Annotated in this window: 16 protein-coding genes and 1 pseudogene; 4 read left to right on the plus strand and 13 right to left on the minus strand. The window is 73.5% G+C overall.

Annotation, left to right across the window (positions count from 1 at the left end):
* Window positions 1-159 precede the first annotated feature (159 nt).
* The 4 genes and pseudogenes from AB5L52_RS38020 to AB5L52_RS38035 all read right to left on the minus strand — a co-directional run bounded on the left by AB5L52_RS38020 (window position 160) and on the right by AB5L52_RS38035 (window position 2,684).
* The gene (locus AB5L52_RS38020) at window positions 160-951 is read right to left on the minus strand and encodes a response regulator transcription factor (RefSeq protein ID WP_369367921.1); all 792 of its coding nucleotides are present in this window, start codon (window positions 949-951) and stop codon (window positions 160-162) included.
* 185 nt (window positions 952-1,136) lie between these two features.
* The gene (locus tag AB5L52_RS38025; protein WP_351020308.1) at window positions 1,137-1,298 is read right to left on the minus strand and encodes a hypothetical protein; all 162 of its coding nucleotides are present in this window, start codon (window positions 1,296-1,298) and stop codon (window positions 1,137-1,139) included.
* Window positions 1,295-2,147: pseudogene (locus AB5L52_RS38030) on the minus strand (DUF4132 domain-containing protein). Before AB5L52_RS38030 ends, AB5L52_RS38025 begins: the two are co-directional and overlap by 4 nt.
* A 135-nt stretch (window positions 2,148-2,282) precedes the next feature.
* The gene (locus tag AB5L52_RS38035) at window positions 2,283-2,684 is read right to left on the minus strand and encodes a DUF5997 family protein (RefSeq protein WP_369367922.1); all 402 of its coding nucleotides are present in this window, start codon (window positions 2,682-2,684) and stop codon (window positions 2,283-2,285) included.
* A gap of 106 nt (window positions 2,685-2,790) precedes the next feature.
* On the opposite strand from AB5L52_RS38035, the gene AB5L52_RS38040 reads away from it, so the two are divergent.
* Window positions 2,791-3,597: a LysR family substrate-binding domain-containing protein gene (locus tag AB5L52_RS38040; protein ID WP_369367923.1), complete on the plus strand. Its 807-nt coding sequence runs from the start codon at window positions 2,791-2,793 to the stop codon at window positions 3,595-3,597.
* 100 nt (window positions 3,598-3,697) lie between these two features.
* On the opposite strand, the gene AB5L52_RS38045 is transcribed toward AB5L52_RS38040, so the two are convergent.
* The 4 genes from AB5L52_RS38045 to AB5L52_RS38060 all read right to left on the minus strand — a co-directional run bounded on the left by AB5L52_RS38045 (window position 3,698) and on the right by AB5L52_RS38060 (window position 9,281).
* Window positions 3,698-5,161 carry an MFS transporter gene (locus AB5L52_RS38045; protein WP_369367924.1) on the minus strand — a complete coding sequence of 488 codons (1,464 nt, stop codon included), beginning with the start codon at window positions 5,159-5,161 and terminating at the stop codon, window positions 3,698-3,700.
* A gap of 82 nt (window positions 5,162-5,243) precedes the next feature.
* On the minus strand, window positions 5,244-7,940 hold the full coding sequence (locus tag AB5L52_RS38050; protein WP_369367925.1) for a beta-L-arabinofuranosidase domain-containing protein: 2,697 nt from the start codon (window positions 7,938-7,940) through the stop codon (window positions 5,244-5,246).
* 146 nt (window positions 7,941-8,086) lie between these two features.
* Window positions 8,087-8,776 (minus strand): HAD family phosphatase, encoded by a 690-nt coding sequence (locus tag AB5L52_RS38055; protein ID WP_351565352.1) that lies wholly within the window; start codon window positions 8,774-8,776, stop codon window positions 8,087-8,089.
* Window positions 8,777-8,804: 28 nt separating this feature from the next.
* Window positions 8,805-9,281, minus strand: a complete 477-nt coding sequence (locus AB5L52_RS38060) for an Lrp/AsnC family transcriptional regulator (protein WP_369367926.1) — start codon at window positions 9,279-9,281, stop codon at window positions 8,805-8,807.
* 230 nt (window positions 9,282-9,511) lie between these two features.
* Between AB5L52_RS38060 and AB5L52_RS38065 the strand changes: the two genes are divergently transcribed.
* Together AB5L52_RS38065 and AB5L52_RS38070 are read left to right on the plus strand one after the other, a co-directional pair.
* Entirely contained in the window at window positions 9,512-11,002 is a 1,491-nt protein-coding gene (locus AB5L52_RS38065; RefSeq protein WP_369367927.1) for an FUSC family protein, read from the plus strand.
* A 414-nt stretch (window positions 11,003-11,416) separates the two neighbouring features.
* Window positions 11,417-12,454 carry a lactonase family protein gene (locus tag AB5L52_RS38070; protein WP_351020142.1) on the plus strand — a complete coding sequence of 346 codons (1,038 nt, stop codon included), beginning with the start codon at window positions 11,417-11,419 and terminating at the stop codon, window positions 12,452-12,454.
* A 211-nt stretch (window positions 12,455-12,665) separates the two neighbouring features.
* Here AB5L52_RS38070 and AB5L52_RS38075 read toward each other — a convergent pair whose 3' ends face one another.
* The 4 genes from AB5L52_RS38075 to AB5L52_RS38090 form a co-directional block, all read right to left on the minus strand.
* Window positions 12,666-13,550 carry a sirohydrochlorin chelatase gene (locus AB5L52_RS38075; RefSeq protein WP_369367928.1) on the minus strand — a complete coding sequence of 295 codons (885 nt, stop codon included), beginning with the start codon at window positions 13,548-13,550 and terminating at the stop codon, window positions 12,666-12,668.
* 230 nt (window positions 13,551-13,780) lie between these two features.
* Complete coding sequence (locus AB5L52_RS38080) at window positions 13,781-14,755, minus strand: BadF/BadG/BcrA/BcrD ATPase family protein (protein ID WP_351565340.1); 975 nt, start codon at window positions 14,753-14,755, stop codon at window positions 13,781-13,783.
* Window positions 14,752-15,429, minus strand: a complete 678-nt coding sequence (locus AB5L52_RS38085; protein ID WP_351020146.1) for a uracil-DNA glycosylase — start codon at window positions 15,427-15,429, stop codon at window positions 14,752-14,754. The genes AB5L52_RS38080 and AB5L52_RS38085 overlap by 4 nt, the downstream gene beginning before the upstream one ends.
* 225 nt (window positions 15,430-15,654) lie before the next feature.
* Complete coding sequence (locus AB5L52_RS38090; protein WP_351565337.1) at window positions 15,655-16,743, minus strand: sialidase family protein; 1,089 nt, start codon at window positions 16,741-16,743, stop codon at window positions 15,655-15,657.
* A 286-nt stretch (window positions 16,744-17,029) separates the two neighbouring features.
* On the opposite strand from AB5L52_RS38090, the gene AB5L52_RS38095 reads away from it, so the two are divergent.
* Complete coding sequence (locus tag AB5L52_RS38095) at window positions 17,030-17,641, plus strand: hypothetical protein (RefSeq protein WP_369367929.1); 612 nt, start codon at window positions 17,030-17,032, stop codon at window positions 17,639-17,641.
* A gap of 418 nt (window positions 17,642-18,059) precedes the next feature.
* On the opposite strand, the gene AB5L52_RS38100 is transcribed toward AB5L52_RS38095, so the two are convergent.
* Window positions 18,060-20,048, minus strand: a complete 1,989-nt coding sequence (locus tag AB5L52_RS38100) for a HEAT repeat domain-containing protein (RefSeq protein WP_369367930.1) — start codon at window positions 20,046-20,048, stop codon at window positions 18,060-18,062.
* Between the last annotated feature and the right edge of the window lie 155 nt (window positions 20,049-20,203).

Here is a 20,203-nt window from a genome sequence, read left to right on the forward strand (position 1 = left end):
GCGGTTCGCGGTTCGCGGTTCGCGGTTCGCGGTTCGCGGTTCGCGGTTCGCGGGACCGTCGGCCTATCACGGGACAAGTTGGCTGACAACCCTTCAGGTCGGCTCGATTGCGGGTGCGGGCCGGTCCACGGTAACGAATCTCGCAGGGCGAGCCCAGGCTCAGGGGGGACCGGGCGCCGGCACCAGGCCGAGTCGCTGGGCCCGCAGTACGGTGCCCAGGCGGTCGCGGGTGCCCAGCTTGCGGTAGATGTTCTCGACGTGCTTGTGCACCGTGCGGACCGAGATGCCGAGGCGTCGGCCGATGGCGTCGGCGGTGAGCGAGTCGGTGAGCAGCAGCAGTACGGTTGCCTCGCGGGGCGTCAGCGCAGCGTCCGCCGCCCGCTCGTCCGGCGCTCCGGCCGGGCCGAGCACGCGCCGCCACTCCTCCAGCAGCTGCCGCTGCCGCTCGACGGCCGCCAGCAGCGGCTGGGCTCGCTCCGCCATGGCGAGCTGGTCGTCGGTGAAGTCCGTACCGGCCCGGTAGACGAGGCACCCGGTGACGGGGCTGGTGCTGTCGGGGAGCGGAACGCCCAGCATGTGGTCGACGTCCCACACGTCGTTGAGCAGACGTGCCGTCGGGCTGTCCGGCCAGGCGCGGCCCACCGCCCGGTGCGCGGTCGCCGGCATCCGGTCGGTCCTGTCCGCGTAGTGCTGGGCGAGAGGGTAGCCCGCGCGCAGCAGAGCCAGGTCCGCGTTCCCGAGCCGCTCCAACTCGGCGGCCGCGGCGTCGGGCGCCACACCGATCGTGCCCTCGCGCTCGCTCCACTCGTCCAGCTTGTGCACGACCGCCTCACCGCCGCACAGGTCCGCCAGAGCACCGGCGAGTATCGGCCACAGGAGCGCGGGCTCCCGCTCGTGCAGCGCCGCCACGGCGACGGCCGTCATGCGTTCGTAGGCCCTGTCCAGCCCCACCTGCCTCCTCTCCGGTCGCCTCGCGGCCCGTCCGCCCCGTCCGCGTACGTACTTGTACGCATACCACCGCCGGTCCCGGCTGTCGCACACTGCAACCCTGCGACACCGGCCTGGGCGGGACGTATGTCCCGGCGGGCCGCCGACACGGGGGAACGGCGGCCCGCCCGGTGTCGTATCCCTTCCCCTCACCTCCAGGCCGCGATGCAGAGCGCGCGATCCACCTCCTCGGTGCAGCGTGCCGCCGCCAGCCATGCGTGGGCGACGCGGTCCGGGTCGGCCGGCAGGAGGCGGCCGAACACATCGCGAGAGCGCTCGGCAGCCGCTGCGTGCAGTTCCGTGTACGTCATGCCGCCCGCTCCTCGTCCTCGATGTCCCGCCCCGCGTACAGCGCGGCTGCCATCCGCCTGCCCTCCGACCAGGCCACCGGCCCGACCTGACCGAGCTTCAGCACCCTTCCGGAGGGGCCGGACCAGGCCGGCGGACCGGTCTCGGTCTCCGACCAGCCGTCGTAGTCCCCCATCCACACCCGGGCCTCCACGCCCCGGCCGTCCTCCAGGACCGGGCACACGGCGTTGCCACCGCGCACGCGGTAGCCGAGCTGGGTGGCCCGGCGGTGCAGGAAGCGCAGCTCCTTGAACGAGCCGCCGACGTACTCCTCGACCTGGGTCGCCTCGGAGTCACGCGCGGCCGGCCGGTGCCAGGCCTCCCGGAAGAGCTGCTGCGCGCCCTGCTCGACGCCCACCTCGATGGCGAACTCCCGCAGCTCCGCCAGGTCTTCGAGGAGGACCGGGTGGGGGATGCGGACGAGGTCGGGGGCGATACGGACGGTGTCGCCGTCGAGGTCGACCAGGCCCAGAGCGCGCTCGGGGCCGGCGTCCCGCAGGAAGCCGACGATCTCCCGTCGGCGCCGGTGACCACGAGGTCGCGCAGCGCGGCCCGCCCGGCGGGGTCGGGCCACACGCGCGTGACGACGGCGAGCGGCACCGGCAGCGAGCGGACCATTCAGCGCTCGGCGGTGGCCAGGCACTCCCGCTCATGCCGCGCCAGCCATGCGACGAGCTGCCTGAGCCCCCACGACCGCCGGATCGTCGGCGATCTTCGGCGGCACCGACTTCAGCCGCCGTCCGGACGCGTTGCGGCACACCACCGTGCCGTCGTCCAGGGCGACCTCGTAGACCGGCCGGCACCCACCCCATGCGTGCCTCCCGCACCCGCGTTGATCAAGTGACGGGAACTGTAGGGCAGCGCACTGACAACGCCCTCCGGAAGCCGGAGGGCGTTGTGGGAAAACGGTTCTGGACCGAGACAGGGGGAGGATTCGGGGGGAGGAGTCAGTCGCGCTCGGCGGCCCGCTGCTCCTTCTCCTGCTTCTCCTGCTTGATCCGCACGGCCTCCTTGCGGACCTCGGCCTGGGTGGCGCGCTCCTTCTCCAGCCACTCGGGCCGCTCCTGCTTGAGCGCCTCGATCTGCTCGGTGGTCAGCGCTTCGGTGACCCCGCCGCGCGCGAGGCCGGCGATGGACACGCCGAGCTTCGCGGCGACCACAGGACGCGGGTGCGGGCCGTTGCGCCGCAGCTCGCTCAGCCACTCCGGCGGGTTCGCCTGCAGCTCGTTCAGCTCGGCGCGCGTGACGACGCCCTCCTGGAACGAGGCGGGGGTGGCGGGGAGGTACACACCCAGCTTCTTCGCCGCGGTCGCGGGCTTCATCGACTGGGTGCTCTGCTGCGAACTCATGAGGTCAAGGGTAAGGGCCGCGTGCCCGGCCGCCGACCACGGCCGGTGACGGAGGCTGGGCCGCGGCGGGTGACGGGCGGCAGGCCGCGGCCGGTAACCTGGCCTGGTGACAGGCTCGGAGGAATCACCGTCGTTCCGGCTCGCGTACGTACCCGGAGTGACGCCCGCCAAATGGGTGAGGATCTGGAACGAGCGCCTGCCGGACATCCCGCTCACCCTCGTCCAGGTCCCGGCCGCGGAGGCGCCCGAGGTGCTGCGGGCGGGCGAGGCCGACGCGGGGTTCGTACGGCTCCCCGTGGACCGTACGCACTTCAGCGCGATCCCCCTCTACACCGAGACCACGGTGGTCGTCGTCCCCAAGGACCACCTGATCACGGCCGCGGACGAGGTGACCCTCGCCGATCTCGCCGAGGAGGTGCTCTTCCACCCTCTGGACGACGTCTTCGACTGGGACAGCCCGCCCGGCGAGCCCGCCTTCGAGCGGCCCGCGACGACACCGGACGCGATCGAGCTGGTGGCGGCGAACGTCGGCCTCCTGCTCGTGCCGCAGTCCCTGGCCCGCCTGTACCACCGCAAGGACCTCACCTACCGCCCGGTCACCGACGCCCCCCAATCCAGCATCGCCCTGTCCTGGCCGGAGGAGGCCACCACCGGCCTGGTGGAGGACTTCATCGGCATCGTGCGCGGCCGCACGGTCAACAGCACCCGGGGCCGCGCCAAGCCTCCGGCCGAGCAGCAGAAGCAGCAGCGGTCCGAACCGAAGCGTGCGGAGCCGAAGGCGAAGGGCACCCGGCAGAAGCCGGCGGCGGCGTCCACGGGCCGCAACCCGCGCGCCCGCACGGCGGGGGGCAGCGCGCGCACAGCGGGCGCCAAGCAGACCCCCAAGCGGGGCAAACCGCGCCGGAGGTCGTGAGAGCCGCAGCGGCGCTTCATCTGGAAGCCATGGAAGCCATGGATGCCATGGATGCCATGGATGCCATGGAAGCCATGGATGCCATGGATGCCATGGCGTCCTACGCCTCCTGCCGTGCCGCCTCCCGCTTCTGCTCCGTCCGGGGACGGACCCGGCGTTCGTGCAGGTCGGCGAAGGCCAGGCAGAGGGCGAGCAGGATGATGGCGACGGAGGTGAGCAGTCCGTACTGGAGCGCGGTCGCGGGGGCGGCGCGGTTGGCCAGGTGGGCGAAGTACACCGAGCCGACCGCGGCGACTCCGGCCGCCGAGCCGATGCGCTGCGCGGTCTGCAGTACCCCGCCCGCCGCTCCGCCTCCTCGCACGGGCACGAGGGACAGCGTGAGCGTGGTGTTCGGGGAGATGGTCAGCCCGGAGCCGATGCCGGCGACGAGCAGCGGGAGCGCGACCGCCCAGGCCACGCCCCGCCCCGGTGCCCAGTGCACGGCGGCGACGACCCCGAGCATCGCCACCGCCACCGTGCACAGCCCGGCGATCACCAGCTTGCGTCCGAAGCGCACCACAAGGCGGCCGCCGGCCGCGGCCCCCGCTGCCGACCCCGCCGCGAACGGCATGGACGACAGGCCCGCCGCCAGCGCGCCGTAGCCCATGCCGTTCTGCAGGAACAGCGTGTAGACGAAGAACAGCGTCGTGAAGCCGGCGAAGTACACCAGGCTCAGCAGCGCGCCGAGCGAGAAGGAGCGCAGGGAGAAGAGCTTGAGGTCGACGAGTGGTGCGTGGCCGCGCCGCCCCTGCCGTCGCTCCCACGCCCAGAACGCGACCAGCAGCCCGGCGCCGATCGGAAGCAGAGCCCATTTCAGCCGCCCGTGCCATTGCTGTTGCTGCACCAGGGGCAGCATCAGGGCGAGCACGCCGGAGCCGAGGAGCAGGACGCCGGGGATGTCGAAGCACTCGCGCTTGCCCGGCGAGCCGGGGGAGTGGGGCAGCAGCCGCAGCCCCGCGCAGCACACGGCCACCCCGATGGGCAGGTTGACGTAGAACACCCAGCGCCAGGCGTCGGGGCCGCCGGCCGCCTGGATCAGCAGACCGCCCGCCAGTGGGCCGACCGCCGTGGAGATGCCGATCGTGCTGCCCATGATGCCGAACGCGCGAGCCCGCTCCGCCCCCTGGAACATCTGCTGGATCAGCGCCGAGGTCTGCGGTGCGATCAGGCCCGCCGACGCCCCCTGGAGCAGCCGGAACAGCACCAGCCAGCCGGCGCCCGAGGACAGCCCGCAGGCGGCCGAGGCGAGCGTGAACAGGGCGAGCCCGGTCAGAAAGGTCCGGCGCCGTCCGCGCATGTCACCGAGGCGTCCCGCCGGGACCAGGACCAGACCGAGGGTGAGGGCGTATCCGGACATCACCCACGACAGGTCGGCCGTGCTGGCGTGCAGTCCGCGCTCCATCGAGGGCAGCGCCACATTCACGATCGACGTGTCGAGCAATGTCATGAAGGCCGCGGTCAGACAGACGGCGAGCGCTTTCCACCGTCGGTCGTGCGGGTCCGGCCCGGCTCGGTCTGTGGTCATGGGATCACGCTAGGCAGCCACCGCACCCCGCGCACGGCGGGAACTTCCCGCTCCACCCCTGCCGACGGGGTACGACACCCCCTCAGCGCGGGTACGACGCCTGCCGCGCGGTCCGCAGCACCGCCACGCCGCCCGCCCGTTCCAGCAGTCCGTCCGCCACCCACGCGTCCACGACGGCTCCGACCCGCGCGAGCAGCGCCCCCTTGCTCCGGAAGGGTGCTCCGGCCCACACCGCGTCGAGGAGCGTGGTGCCGTCGGGCCGGGCGGGGTTGGCGACGCCGGAGTCGAGGCCGCCGAGGACCACCCGGGGCTCGCAGCGCCGCACGTAGGCGTGGGTGGGGTCCTCGGTCCCTTCGAGGAACGGGGCGAACGTGATGCCGTTCAGGGTGAAGTGCAGCGGGGCGCCCGGGACCGGAGTCAGGGAGGGCAGCAGGTCGCCGGAGAGCGCGGCATTGCCGTACAGGCTCACCTTCAGGTAGTCCGTGGCGGGGTCGCGGGCGACCAGGTTGACCGGGCCGAGGAACAGCGCCTGCAGGGACGGATCGTCCGGGGCCCGCTCCACCCGCAGCCGGAACGGCATGCGCACGCGTACGGTGTCGCCGTGCTGCCAGGTCCGGGCGACCGTGAAGTACCGGCCTGGCACCGAACTCCCTTGCGCCATGCGCCCGTTGACCGTCACCCGGAATCCGTCCGTCGCCCACGCGGGCACCCGGAGCCGTAACGCGAACCGGGCGCGGCCGCGCCCGCCGATGGTGAGGGTGCTGCCCTGGTCGTAGGGGAAGGAGGTGCGCTGGGTGACCGTGACATCCTGCTCGGCCCAGGTCAGCGTCGACGGGGTGTAGAGGTTCACATACAGGGCGCTGCCGTCGGCCGCCGTGAAGTACACCGAGTCCTGGTACTTCGTGGCGCTCTCCATGCCGGTGCCCTCGCAGCAGGTCGTGCCCTGCTTGGGGGTGTAGTCCCGGACGTGCCCCGGACCCAGCCCGATGAAGTAGGTGACGAGCGGTTTCTCGGCGTCGGGCCGGTCCTGCTTGCTGCCGAGCACCTGGTTGTACAGCGCCCGCTCGTAGTACTCCATGCAGGCCGGATCCTGCTCGTGCAGGAACAGCGCTCGGCTCAGCTTCAGCATGTTGTACGCGCAGCACGTCTCCGCCGTGGTCGCGCCGACCGTGCCCGCGATGACGTTCCGTGCCTTCCAGAACTCGCCGCTGCTGGTGCCGCCGATGGCGTACATGCGGTGCGGTACGACCATCCGCCAGAAGTTCCTCGCGGCGGCGAGGAAGCGCTCCTCGCCGGTCTTCTCGTACAGCCGGACCAGGCCCGTGAAGATCGGGATGTGCTGGTTGGCGTGGAGCCCGTCGAGCACATCGGTGTCCGCGGCGCACGCGTCGATCAGCCGGTCGAGGTCGAACAGGCGGGTCAGCGCGAGATGTTCGGGTCTGCCGGTGCGGTCGTGCAGTTCGCAGAGTGCCTCGACGATGCCGCCGTACTCGCCACTGGAGAAGATCCCCCACATGCGCTGGAGCGTGGCCGCGGGCAGCAGGGACAGCCGGGCGTGCATCCAGTCGCCCAGGCCCGAGGCGAGGTCCAGCGCCCGCGCGTCGCCCGTGGCGCAGTGGGCGTCCAGCAGGCCTTTGAGGATCTTGTGCGCGGTGTAGTACGGCGCCCACACCTTCGTGTAGTCGCTGCTCGTCATCGACTCCAGCAGGACGAACTGCGTCTCCGGGTACGCCGCGAGGAACCCCGGATGGCTCGGTCCGCCCCAGGTGCGCCGCAAGGCGGCGGTCAGGCCGCGCCCGGAGGAGTCGGCGAAGCGCGAGCCGGACTGCTCGTCGAGGCGGTATGACACCAGGTCGCCGGGCCCGGCGGCGGTCTCGGCCGCCCGTGCCCGCCGCAGCTCGGCGATCTCGTCGGCGCCGAGCACCCGTGACCAGATCTGGAACTCCGCCAGGCCGCCCGCGAACACCGGGTCGGCGGGATGGTGCGAGCGGCCCAGCCAGTGGCCAGCGAGGCCGCCCAGGTCCGCCGGGGTGAGCGTCATGGCGGTATTGCGGGCGACGGCCGTGCCGTTCACATGGAGCGTGCCGGTGCCGCCGCCGAGCGTCACGGCCAGATGGCTCCACTCGCCCAGTGGCAGCGGTGCGGTGCCGTCCAGCCCCTGCTCGCCGCCGGCGCCGGAGACGGTGACGGCGAACCGCGGTGCGCCGGCGGCGTTGCGCACCGCGAGATACAGCCACCGGGTGGTGCCGTCGCCGAAGTCGAGGACACGGGCCCCGCTCGCGTCGTGCGTGGGCTTCACCCAGACGGACAGAGTGAGGGCGGACGCACCGTCGAGCACCCCGGCGGGCAGCTCGACGTACTGGTACGACCCGCGCAGCTGCTCGACGGCCGGGCCGAACCGGCCGCCCCTGCTCAGCACCACCGGATCGTGCCGCAACGCCGCACGGACCTCGGCCAGCGCGCCCACCATGCCGCTGATCTTCTCCGCGAACACCTCCTCGCCCGTGCTCGCGTACGCCTGCGCCAGCATGGTGAGGAAGTGCCCGGTGTAGTGCCCGCGCAGATTGCCGTCGGCCTCCCCGTCCAGCCCCTCCCAGCCACCGGGCGCGACGGCGCCGCCCGTGTCCAGGCCCGCGGTGGCCCGGAAGACCTGGAGCAGCCGGTTCACGTCGTACCCACGGGCGTGTTCGAGCACGAGAGCCCGCTTGTCGGCGAACAGGCCCGGTCCGAGGGCCACGTCCGCGAGGGCGAACGGCCGGAGAGGGGGGTGCGGGGGCATGGGGTCCTTGTTGGAGCCGCTCGGGTGTGTTCGAGTGTGTCCGGCATTTCGTATGTGGTTCGCGAAGCCGACCAGACGATAGAGAAGGGTCGAAGGGGCGTCAACAGTCCTGTCGGGTACGGATGTTGCCGGTCAGGTGGTGCCGGTCAGGCGGGTGTCCCGCGGAGCCACGCGTACGCCGACTGCGCCGTGAACTCCGGCTGGCCGCCGCGCAGCAGCAGGCCCGCGGTGGCGAACTCGGGTGCGTCGGCCTGCGCGGGCACGTACGGGATCGCGATGCAGCGCATGCCGGCCGCGTGGGCGGCGGCCGCGCCCGGTGCCGCATCCTCCAGGACCACGCAGTGCGCGGGGTCCGCGCCGAGCCGCCGGGCCGCCTCCAGGAAGACGTCGGGGGCGGGCTTGCCGTGCGGGACCTCGTCGGCCGAGACCGCCGTACGCAGGAACGCGTCCAGGCCGGTGCCCGCCAGGATCGCGTCGATGGTCTCCGGAGAGGAGCCCGAGGCGACCGCCATCGGCACGCCTTCGGCGGCCAGCAGTTCCACGAACTTGCGCATCTCCGGATACACGCGTGTGTGGGCGCGGGCCAGTTCCAGGTAGCGCCGGTTCGTCGCGGCCAGCAGTTCGTCCAGCGGGGCGCGCAGGCCGTAGCGCTCCCGCCAGATCGCCGCCGTCTCCCGGGTGCTGATCCCGACGTAGCTCTGGTGGTCCGCCCAGGTGTAGTCGGGGACGCCGTGCTCGGCCAGGATCTGCCGGCTCGCCTTGTAGTAGTTCGGCTCGCTGTCCACCAGCGTCCCGTCGAGATCGAAGATGGCCGCGAGGGCGCCGAGCTCGCTCATGCCGTCCAGCATGCCAAGGGGCGGGCCGTCAGGTGCGAGCCGACCGGCCCACCGACTCCACCAGCGGCAGCAGCCGGTACGGGACGCGCTCGCGCAGCGCGACCTCGGTGCGGGTGCGCACCACGCCCGGCAGGCTGATCAGCTTCTGGATGACGTCCTCCAGATGGGCGTTGTCCCGGCCCACCACCCGGGCGAGCAGATCCCCGCCGCCCGTGATCGAGAACGCCTCCACGATCTCCGGCACGGCGGCCAGCGCGTCCCCCACGTCGTCCAGGTGGCCCTGGGTGACCTCGATGTGCACGAACGCCAGCACCGGATGGCCGAGGGCGGAGGGGGAGAGGGAGGGGCCCGTGCCGGTGATCACCCCGTTCCGTTCCATGCGCTCCAGCCGGGCCTGGAGCGTGCCGCGGGCGACGCCGAGGATGCGGGCGTACTCGCGCACGCTGGTGCGCGGCTGCTCCAGGAGCAGCCGCAGGATGCGGGTGTCGAGTTCGTCCACGGCCATGATGGACGACTGTACCAATGGCTCAGCGGCCAGGCGTCCGGGTATGCCGTCCGACCTGGTCCGTTGGCTTTCCGGTCGGCGTGATCGCCCGCGCTCCGCTGGGCCAATGGCTCAGCGATTCGGAGCACGCTTGAGCCAGTGACCTCGGTGATGCTCTCATGGACACGTCGATGGCGCTGCGGGTCCCCGCGGCGCCTTTTCCGTGCCGGTGTTCCCTGGGGAGGGCAGCAGTGCTGAAGAGGATGTTCGTGGCTCCGGACCCGGGCCGGGCGCGGTTGCGCTTCGCCGCGCGGGCCGTCCTCGGCACCGGCCTGGCGGTCGCCGTCTGTCTTCTCGCCGGACACTCCGTCGTCGGCGCGGTCACCGGTGGCCTCGCCGCGCTGCTCACCCTGTTCACCGTCGCCGACCCGACCGTGCGCGGACAGGCGGTCACCACCGCGCTGCTGCCCGCCGTGGGCGTGCCGGTGCTGGCCGCCGCGGCCGAGCTGCACGCCGTTCCCGTCGCCCGCGACCTGGCCTTCCTGGCCGTCGTCGGCGCCGGGGTGTACGCGCGCCGCTGGGGCCCGCGCGGGCACAGCCTCGGCGTGTTCGCCTTCATGACCTTCTTCGTGGCCCAGTTCCTGCACGCCACCCCGGCGCAGCTGCCCCAGCTGTACGCCGCCGTCCTGCTGTCCGTGCTCAGCGCGGCCGTGGTGCGCTTCGGCGTGTGGTGCTACGAGCGCCGGCTGCCCCCGGCCCCCGTACCCGCCCCGCCCGCCGGACGGGGCCTGGCGCGGGTGACCACCCGGCAGGCCGTGCAGGCGACCGCGGGTGCGGGCTTCGCGCTGGTCGTGGGCCAGCTGGTGTCCGGGCAGCGCTGGTACTGGGCCGTCGGCGCCACCTGGTGGATCTTCGTCAACACCGCCTCGCGCGGCGAGACGCTGGTCCGCGGCTTCCGCCGGGTCCTCGGCACGGTGATCGGCATCTGCCTGGGCTTCCTCGTCGCCGTACCCGTGGGCGGGGCGCCGGTCCCGACGGCCGTCCTCGTCGCCGTCGCGGTCTTCGGGATCTTCTACACGGCCGCCGTCTCCTACACCTGGATGATGCTCTGCGTGACCCTGCTCGCCGAACTGCTCTACGGCCTCCTCGGCGTCCTGAGCCCCGGCCTGCTCGCGCTGCGCGTCGCCGAGACCGGAGTGGGCGCGCTCGGCGCCGCGCTCGCCGTGCTGTTCGTCCTGCCGGTCACCACCCACGCCATCACGGACGCCTGGATCCAGCGGGCGCTGCGCTGCGTCCACGCCTGCACGGCAGAGGTCGCGGCCCGGCTCGGGGGTTCCGCGACCGCCGACCCGGCGCCGCGCGTGGCCGAACTGGAGCAGTTGCTCGGCCGGGTACGGCTTTCGGTGGCCCCGCTGGTCCATCCGCTGAACCCGATGCCGGCCCGCAAAGCGCGCGCCCGCCGCGTCCTAGCGCTCCTCGACGACTGCGCCCGCGAGGTCCGTGGCCTGGTGGCGGTCGCCGCCGATCCCGAGGCTTCCCACGATGCCCGGCTGACCGCGGCCTGCCGGCGGGTGGAGGCCGCGGTCGAGGCGCTCACCACGAGCCGCCCGGAGCCCGTCCACCACCCCGCCGAGCCGCCCGCCGAACCCGCGCTGGCCCACCTGTACGGCCTGGAACGAGCCCTCGCCGACTTGGCCGAGCCCCTGCGGGCTCCGTCGGGGTCGCGGTTGGTGGGGGTGTGAGGTGGTGCCCGTCGGTGGGTGTGGCTGGTGGGGACGTCGGGCGGTGCCCGTCGAGGGTTGGCTGGTCGGGGTGTGAGGCGGTGCCGTCGAGGGGCGTGGCTGGTGGAGGTGTGAGGCCGTGCCCGTCGGGGGTGTGGCTGGTGGGGGTCTGAGGCGGTGCCCGTCGGGGGGCTGGTCGGGGTCCGAGGCGGGTGCCGTCGAGGGTGTGGCTGGTCGGGGTCTGGGTCAGGCACCTTCGGGACGCGGCTCGTGGGCGCCTGAGACGGGCGCCTTCGGAGGTGTGCGGCGCCGGTGCATGGGCGCGCGAGGAAAACCGGGGAAAACAATCTCGCCCCACACCCGCCCCTTGGTCTAGACCGCCTTGATCGACTGCTACCGTCGGCCCCGGACGGGCTCGACCGAGAGGGGACAGCGGTGGCACAGGGCGGCAGGTCCGGCAGGCGCCGGGCGTTCATCGGCTCCTTCACGGCAGCGGGCGGCCCCGGCCTCGTGACCGCCGATGTCGTGCCGGAGGGCGGCGCCCTCACCCTCGGCATCGCCGTGAACGACGTACGCGACCCGTCCTACCTGGTCCTGTCGCCGGACGGCGGGACGCTCTACGCGGTCAGCGAGATCGCGGAGGGCGCCGTAGCCGCCTACCGTGTCGACGGCGACCGGCCGGAACTCGCCGGACCGACCGTGTCGGTGGACGGCAGCGGACCGACTCACCTCGGCCTGTACGCAGGGCACGTGCTGACCGCCAACTACGGCTGCGGCAGCGTCACCGCCGTACCCCTGCGGCCGGACGGCACGCTCGCCGCAAAGCCCTCCGGACGGCTCCAGCACACCGGCTCCGGCCCGCACGACCGGCGGCAGCGCGGCCCGCACGCCCATCAGGTGCAGGCCGACCCGAGCGGGCGGTGGGCCGTGAGCGTCGACCTCGGCACGGACTCGGTACGGGTCTGCACCCTCGCGGACGGCGCTCCCGCCCTGCACCGCGAGTTCGCCCTGCGCCCCGGCTCCGGCCCCCGCCATCTGGCGTTCCATCCGGACGGCGCGCACGCCTACGTCGTCAACGAACTCACCCCGACGGTGACCGTGTGCCGCTGGGACGCCGAGGCGGGCTCCCTCAGGCCGCTGACCGAGATCCCCGTGCTGCCCGGCGCCCCGGCCGGCGACGCCTATCCGTCGGGGATCGTGGTGTCGCCCGACGGCCGTTTCGTATGGACCGCGACCCGTGGCGAGGACGTCCTGTCGGTCCTCGCCGTCGAGGGCGACGGACTCCGGCTGATCGGCACGGTGCCCTGCGGCGGCCGCTGGCCACGCGCGCTCGCCGAACGCGACGGCTTCCTCTACACGGCCAACGAGCGCTCCGGGGACGTGGCGTGGTTCGCCGTCGACGAGACGACGGGACTGCCCCGCTACGACGGCGCGGTACGGGTCCCCGCGGCCTCCTGCATCGTCTTCGGCTGAGGTCTTGCGCGGCGCGGCGCGGAGTCATCGGCTGAGGCGTGGCGGTCATGGTGTGGTCGGCCGAGGTGTGGTCGGCCGAGGTCTGGCCGAGCCGGCATCGTCCGCTGTATCCCGCACGGCACGGCGTCGTCGGCTGAGGCCCCGGCACGGCGGAGGGCCCGCTCCGAAGTGTGGAGCGGGCCCTCCGCCGTACGGGTGCCGTGGGCGCGGGTCAGCGGACCGGCATGCCCTGGGGCTGCTGGGGGGTGATGCCCAGCGCTGTCGTGTACTTGGCGAGGGCGAGCTTGCCGATCGCCGGGTACGCGCCCAGCGCCTCGGCCGTGGCACAGCCCGCCTCCTGGGCGGCCGTCGCCAGCAGCGCCGGGTCGATCTCCGGGCCGATCAGATACGGCGCCAGGGCCAGCTGCTGCGAGCCTGAGGAACGCAGCTGCTCGGCGACGGAGGCGATCGAACCGTCCTGGTCCAGGGCCGCGGCCATCACCGGCACGGCCAGGCGCGCGGCGAGCAGCATGCCGGTGATCCCGGCCGCCTGCACCGCCTCCTCGCCCCCCACGGACGCCAGGATGATGCCGTCCGCGGCGGTGGCCACGGTGAACAGGCGCGCACGGTCGGCGCGGGCCAGACTCGCCTCGGACAGTCGCACGTGCAGCGCCTCGGCGAGCAGCGGGTGCGGACCGAGGACGTCGGTCAGATCGGCCGCGACCCGGCTGTCCATCACGGCCTGACGGATCTGCCGCAGCAGGGCACTGTCCGGACCGGCCAGCAGCGGCACGACGACGGCGACCGGGCCGTCGGGCTCCTTGACGCCTTCGAGCCCGGCGGCGACGGCCTGCTCGTAACGGGCCGCCCGCTCCTCCGCGGCCCGCGCCAGCACGGACCGAAGCGTGGGGAACTCGGCGTCGTCCCCGTCCAGGTACCCGATCCGGGCGTCCAGTCCGGGCAGCTCGGAGCGGGCGATGCTCACGACCTCCTCGGCGAGGCCGCGCGTGGCAGCGCTGGGCGCACCGGGCACCGCGAGGGCGAGCGTGGGCGCGCCCTCGGGAGCCACCAGCGGCTCCGGGCGGCGGTGCCGTCCGGGCTGGCGGGGTCGCGGCATTCGTACTGGCAGGCCGGACTCGGGTCCAGTGGGGGAGCTCATGGCGCCGCATGTTACTGGCTTCGGGGGTTCCTCCGTTCGGGGAGGGTGCAGGTGAGCGGTTTCCGTCCGGTTTTGTCTGATGAGTTACACGCTAAGGACACATGTTCCGGGCACGTGCCGAGCACATGGGGCGACAAAAGCTCCATAAGGGGGAACAGGCCGCTTTTACGGTGAACTCAATAGTGAACTCAATCCCGTCGTACGGAGATCACATGGAGCATGGTCGATTCACCCGGCAGGGTGAGCCGCCCGGCCGCCAGATCGGTCGCGATCCGTACCGAGCCGTGCAGCGGATCACCCTCGGCCGGTACCTGCCGGGCATGCGGCAGCCGGGCCGCCAGCTCCTCCCGCAGGGGGTCGAGGAGGGGGTCGCCCAGGCGGAACAGTCCACCGGTGAGCGCCACTTGCGGTACCCCCTGCGCCGGGCACACGGCCGCGGCCGACTCGGCCATGTGCCGGGCCGCGGCCCGCAGGATGCGCGCGGCGACCGGGTCGTGCGCGGCGCACCCGGCCACCTCGGGTGCGAAGGAGGCCAGTACGGCGGGCCGGTCGGAGCGGGGATAGAGCTGCCCCGGCAGGCCGGGCACCGGGCCGAACCGCTGCTCCGCGCAGCCCAGCAGCGCAGCGGAGCCGCCGTCCCGGCCGTCGTGGGCGCGCAGCGCCGCCTCCAGGCCGGCCCGTCCGATCCAGGCGCCGCTGCCGCAGTCGCCGAGCAGATGCCCCCAGCCGTCGGCCCGTCGCCAGGACGTCAGATCGGTGCCGACGGCGATCAGCCCGGTGCCCGCGGCGAGCACCGCGCCCGGACGCGGCCCGAGGGCGCCGACATAGGCGGTGACGGCGTCGGCGGCGAGCGCTACGCGCCGTACGCCCAGCTCGCGGGCGAGGGCGCCCGGCAGTTCCGCCCGCAGCTCGTCGCCCAGGCTGGCGAACCCGGCGGCGCCGACGACGGCCGTGTCCAGCGCGTCCACTCCGGCCTCAACGGCCAAGGCGCGGGCCAGCGGGACGAGTTGGGTCATCAGATGGCCCGGATCGATGCCCCGCGCACCCGTGCGAACCGGTTCCCGTGACTCCCGCTGTGCGGCGGGTGCCTGGTCCGGCACACCGACGGCGACCCGGAGACCGGAGCCTCCGGAGTCCACCGCCAGATAGCCCGGGACGGTCACGGCAGGCGCCAGTCCACCGGCTGTCCGCCCTGCTGGACCAGCAAGTCGTTGGCGCGGCTGAACGGGCGCGAACCGAAGAAGCCGCGGTCGGCCGACATCGGTGAGGGATGCGCGGACTCCACTGCCGGCAGGCTGCCCAGCAGCGGCCGCAGATTGCGCGCGTCACGCCCCCACAGGATGGACACCAGCGGCTTGCCACGTGCCGCCAGCGCCCGGATCGCCTGCTCGGTGACCTCCTCCCAGCCCTTGCCGCGGTGGGCGGCCGGGCTGCGCGGCGCCGTGGTCAGCGCCCTGTTGAGCAGCAGGACGCCCTGCTGGGTCCACGGCGTCAGGTCGCCGTTGGCCGGCTGGGGCAGCCCCAGGTCGGTGTTCAGCTCACGGAAGATGTTGATCAGGCTGGGTGGCAGCGGGCGTACCTCGGGCGCGACCGAGAACGACAGGCCCACCGCGTGCCCCGGGGTCGGATACGGGTCCTGACCGACGATCAACACCCGTACGTCGTCGAAGGGCTGTTGGAAGGCCCGCAGGACGTTGGGTCCGGCCGGGAGGTAGGTGCGCCCCGCGGCGATCTCCGTGCGCAGGAAGTCGCCCATCTCGGCGATCCGTCCGGCGACGGGTTCCAGGGCCTTCGCCCAGCCCGGTTCGACGATTTCATGCAAGGGTCGTGGTGCCACGGGCGTCACCCTACTGCCGCGCACAGGGAGGCGATCAAGCGATGGCCGAAGCTCGACGAGCCGACACCCCTTGCGGCCCGCCCGTGAGTCTCAGCCCGATGCCCCATGGGGCCGGTCCCCTCTCGGCTCATCACGTCTCGGTATGCCACCTCTCGATAGATCACCTCCCGGTAGATCACCTCTCGTCGTCACCTCTCGGTCGATCAGCTGTCCGTCGATCACGCCTCAGCCGATCACCGCCGCCCGTACGCACAGCACGTCCGGCAGATGTCCGGCCAGCTGCTGCCAGCTGTCGCCGTCGTCGGCCGACGCGAACACCTCGCCGTTGCGGTTGCCGAAGTACACGCCCGCCGGGTCGGCATCGTCCGTGCACAGGGCGTCGCGCAGGACCGTGCCGTAGTGATCCTCCTCCGGCAGGCCCTTGGCCAGCGGCTCCCAGGTCCGGCCCGCGTCCGTGGTGCGGAAGACCCGGCACCGGTGCTCGGCGGGCACCCGGTCCGCGTCGGCGTTGATCGGGAAGACGTAGGCCGTGTCGGCCCGGTGCGGATGGGCGGCCACCGCGAAACCGAACGTGGACGGCAGATCGGCGCCGATGTCGGTCCAGTGCGCGCCCGCGTCGTCGCTTCTGTACACCCCCCAGTGGTTCTGCAGATACAGCCGGTCCGGGTCGCCCGCGTCCTTGGCGATCTTGTGCACGCACTGGCCGAACTCCGGGTTCGGATCCGGCAGGAACACCGCGGACACACCGGAGTTGGACGGCACCCAGCTCGCGCCACCGTCGGTTGAGCGGAACACCCCGGCCGTCGAGACGGCCACGGTCACCGCCAGGGGATCGCGGGCGTCCGTGAGCACGGTGTGCAGGCCCTCACCGCCGCCGCCCGGCACCCAGCGCGAGCGCGTCGGATGCTCCCACAGGGGTCGGACCAGCTCGAAGCTCTCGCCGCGGTCCTCCGAGCGGTACAGCGCCGCCGGTTCCGTGCCCGCGTAGACCACGCCGGGCTCGGCCGCCGCCGGGTGCAGCTGCCAGACGCGCTCCAGGGAAGCACCGGTGTCCTTGGGGAACTTGACGGCAGGCCGGGGCGGTTCGGCCCAGGTGCGGCCGAGGTCGTCGGAGTGGAAGACCGACGGACCCCAGTGGGCGCTGTCGCCGCCCGCCAGCAGCCGCGGCCGGTCCTCGCGGGTGTCGATGGCGACCGAGTAGACCGCCTGTGCGTTGAAGTAGGGACTGTCGTCGAACTCCCAGGCGGCGCGGGCGCTTCGCCGCCCGATGAACAGCCCCTTGCGGGTGCCCACCGCCAGCAGTACCTCGGTCATGCCGATCACCTCCGGGACGCCTTCGTCCAGGTAGTAGTGAGACAGGTAGTCGTCGGTTATCGGCCAGTCTGCACCCCACCACTGACACTCTCCCCTGCCGTGCATGTTTCCGCAGGTCAGAGCGGTGTCGTCGGTAGCTGACGGAGATCGGCCGCGGTCCGTTGCGGCATGCGCCTGCGCGACCGGGGTGCCTCGTGCGACCGTCGAGGAGACGGCTTCGTGAGCAACGGGGCGATCTCCCGCGTATGGGAGGGCGTTCCGGCCGGTCGGTGCGCTCGTGAGGAGGATGCCTTTGAAGGCGATCCGTGGTCCGAAGGCGTGGCTGTGGCGCTGGCGGCGCAGCCCGCTCAAACGCCGGGCCGACGTGGTGGAGGCCTGGGTGCTCCTCGGTGCCTGGCTACTGACCGTCCTGGCGGGAGTCTCGGCCGGCCTTCTGGCGGCCCGCTCGGTGGAGCACGGACTCGCCGAGGAGCGGGCGGACTGGCGTCCCGTCGTGGCCCGTGTCGTGCGCCGCGCGCCGGGAACCTCCCCCGGACACGGTCACACCTCCGCCGGTGAACGGGTCTGGGCCAAGGTGCGCTGGACCGTGGCCGACGGCTCCGCCCACACCGGGCAGGTCCGGGTGCGGCCCGGCAGCAAGGCCGGCACGCCGGTCACCGTCTGGACCGACCCGCAGGGCCGTCTCGTCAACCGCCCCACCTCCGCCGCCGAGGCCGACTTCCGCGGCGCGCTGATCGGCTGCCTGGTGGGCGTGAGCGCGGCGGCCGTCCCCTTCGGCGCCGGCCTCGCCGTGCGCGGCCGGCTGGAACGGCGCCGCATGGCCGCCTGGGACACGGAATGGGCACGGCTGGGACCCCAGTGGGGCGGCTGGTCCGACCACGACCGCCGGTCCGGCTGAGGCCTGCCCTGAGTGTGTTGAGCCACCGCACCGGCTGAGCTGAGGCCTGCCCTGGGCGTGTTGGGCGATCACACCGGCTGAGCTGAGGCTTGCCCGGGGCGCGCCAGCCGCTGCGGCGGCTGAGGTCTGCCCCGGGTGGGTCGCTCTACGGCTCCGGCTCCGGCTCAGGCTTCCCGGCGTGTGCCGGTCCACCGCACCGGCTGAGGGCCGCCCGGGGTGCGCTCGTCCACGTCGCTCCACCGCACTGGTTGAGAGCCGCCCGGGGTGCGTTGCCCCACGTCGCTCCACCGCACCGATTGAAGCCCGCCCGGGGTGGGCTGTTCAGCCGCACGGGTGGAGTGTCCGCGTGCCCGAGGTGAACAGCCACCTCCCCCGAACTCGGCTGCTCGGGCGCGTGTCTGCCGTGCCGCTGCTGCATCTACATCTCCATCTCCGTCAGCGCCTTCCGGCAGGCTCTCAGCAGGGCTTCGTCCTCCGGTATGCCTCGGCCGCCGAATCCGCCCGCGTGGGCACGGTGGCGGCGTGGGGCGGACAACTCGGCCGCCACCAAGTGCCGTAGGGGCGCGGCGGCCGGGCCCATCGTGGTGAGGCAGTGGGCGATCGGGGTGCGGGTGTGCGGGTCCTCGGCCCAGGCCGCCCGGAACACGGGCAGGACCGGCTCAGGGTCCCCCTCGATGCGCCACAGCGCGCACGCGGCCGCCACCCGCTCCCGCGCGGGCCACGAGCGGGGCATCCGGCGCAGCGCGGGCAGCGCGGCGCGCGCGGCCGGCCCCAGTCGGCCGAGCTGACCTGCGGCCAGCCGCCGGTGCGCCGGATCACCCTGGGTCAACTCCCGTAGCAGCACCGGGAGTACGACGTCGACGTCCTCCCGCGCCGACCAGAGCGCGCCGGCCGCTGCGGCGGCGTGCCGGGTGCGCAGGAGCGCGCGGAGTGTCGGCGCTGCCTGAGCGGCGCCGCTCAGGGTCTCCAGGGTCCCGATGGCCTGGCCCGCGATCGCGTTCCGCGCCCCCAGCCGGTCGGGGGCACCCGACAGCAGCCGTAGCACCTCCGGGACCGCCTCCTCGTCTCCTACGGCCGCGACCGCGGCCAGCAGCGGGGCGGCGAGCCGGGCGGCGGCGGGGGAGGACAGCGGGATGCGGCGGAGCCGGTGCCGTAACGCGGGTGCGAGCGGGGCCGCGGCGGCGCCCAGGTGGGCCAGCTCGAAGCCCAGGTCCAGCGGTGCGGCTGGGCCGGCCAGCAGTTGGGCCAGGGGCGGGACCGCGCGCGGATCGCCGCTCCTGGCCAGCGCCTTGAGCGGCCCGCCCAGCGTGGGGGAGTCGCGCTCGAAGCGGTGCGTCCACAGGTCGGGGCGGGCGCGGACCAGTGCGTGCAGGGCGTCCGCGGCGGGCGCGGCCGACGTGCACAGTTCCGCCAGGACCGTCACCGCCGCGTCCCGCAACCGGTCCTGTTCCGCGTCCAGTTGAGCGCCGAGCAGCCGGACCGTGCCACTGTGGTCGCCGCGCCAGCCGCGCAGCAGTGCCGCCGCCATCCATACCCCGTTGCACCGGTCCACCGGGTCGGGACTGGTCAACTGCCCGCCGAGCAGTGCGGTCCGCTCGGTCACGCGGTCGCCGAGCGCGGTGTGCAGGGTGCGCAGCAGACGGGCGCCCTCCTCGTCGGACGGGCGCAGCCGCCGTATGCGCCCGACGAGGGTGTCGGCGGCGCGGGGCTCGGGCACCCGGGCTCGATGCGCCGAGCGCTCCCGCAGCAGCCGGACGGCCGTCGGCACCGGCTCTGCGGGCAGCCGGGCGGGCGCGACCAGCGCGAGCTGCCCGAGTGCGGCGAGCCGCAGCTCCGGCGCGTACGGCGGCGCACTGTGCTCGGTCAGGAGGTCCACCGCACCGTCGGCGTGCGCGGGGTACCGCCGGACGAACAGGCCCAGCGCCTCCGTGAGGGCGAGCAGGACGCGGTCGTCCCGCTCGGCCCGCAGCCGCTGCCGTAACAGGTCCAGGATCCGCGCGGGCTCGGCCAGGAAGTGCACGAGGGCCCCGGCACTCGCCCGGCGCACCGCCGGGTCCGGGTCCCCGGCGAGCCCGACGAAGACCTCGGCGCCCGCGCACACCGCCTCTCGCGCCCGCAGGTCTGCGTCCGCGCTCTGCGTGCCGATGCCGACCAGCAGTTCCACGATGCCGCCCCGGTCCGGCAGCTCCTCGCGGGCCACGAGCGAGAGCAGGAACGGGACGCAGGCCAGCGTCGAGTCGTACACACATCCCTGGTGGTACAGCGCGCCGTACATCCCGTCGAGCGCGGTCGCCCGCTCGGCGGTGTCCGCGGAGGCCAGCGCCCGTAACCACCCGGGCACGTCCTCCGCGCTGCCGTACGCGTGCTGCAGCGAGGCCCAGTCGACCTCGTCGATCCCCGTGAACACGTTGTCCTCCCCAGACGAGCGCCACCTGATCGCGAGTGTGCACCACGGCACTGACAACGGACCGGAACCGCGCGCTGACTGTGTGCGATCCGTCGGCTGTCACCGGCCAGTGTGGGAGGGCCCCGTGCCCGCCCGGCGGGAGGAGTGCGCGGGGC

Origin of the sequence: Streptomyces sp. CG4, assembly GCF_041080655.1 — a bacterium.
In the GTDB taxonomy this organism is placed as follows: Bacteria; Actinomycetota; Actinomycetes; order Streptomycetales; family Streptomycetaceae; genus Streptomyces.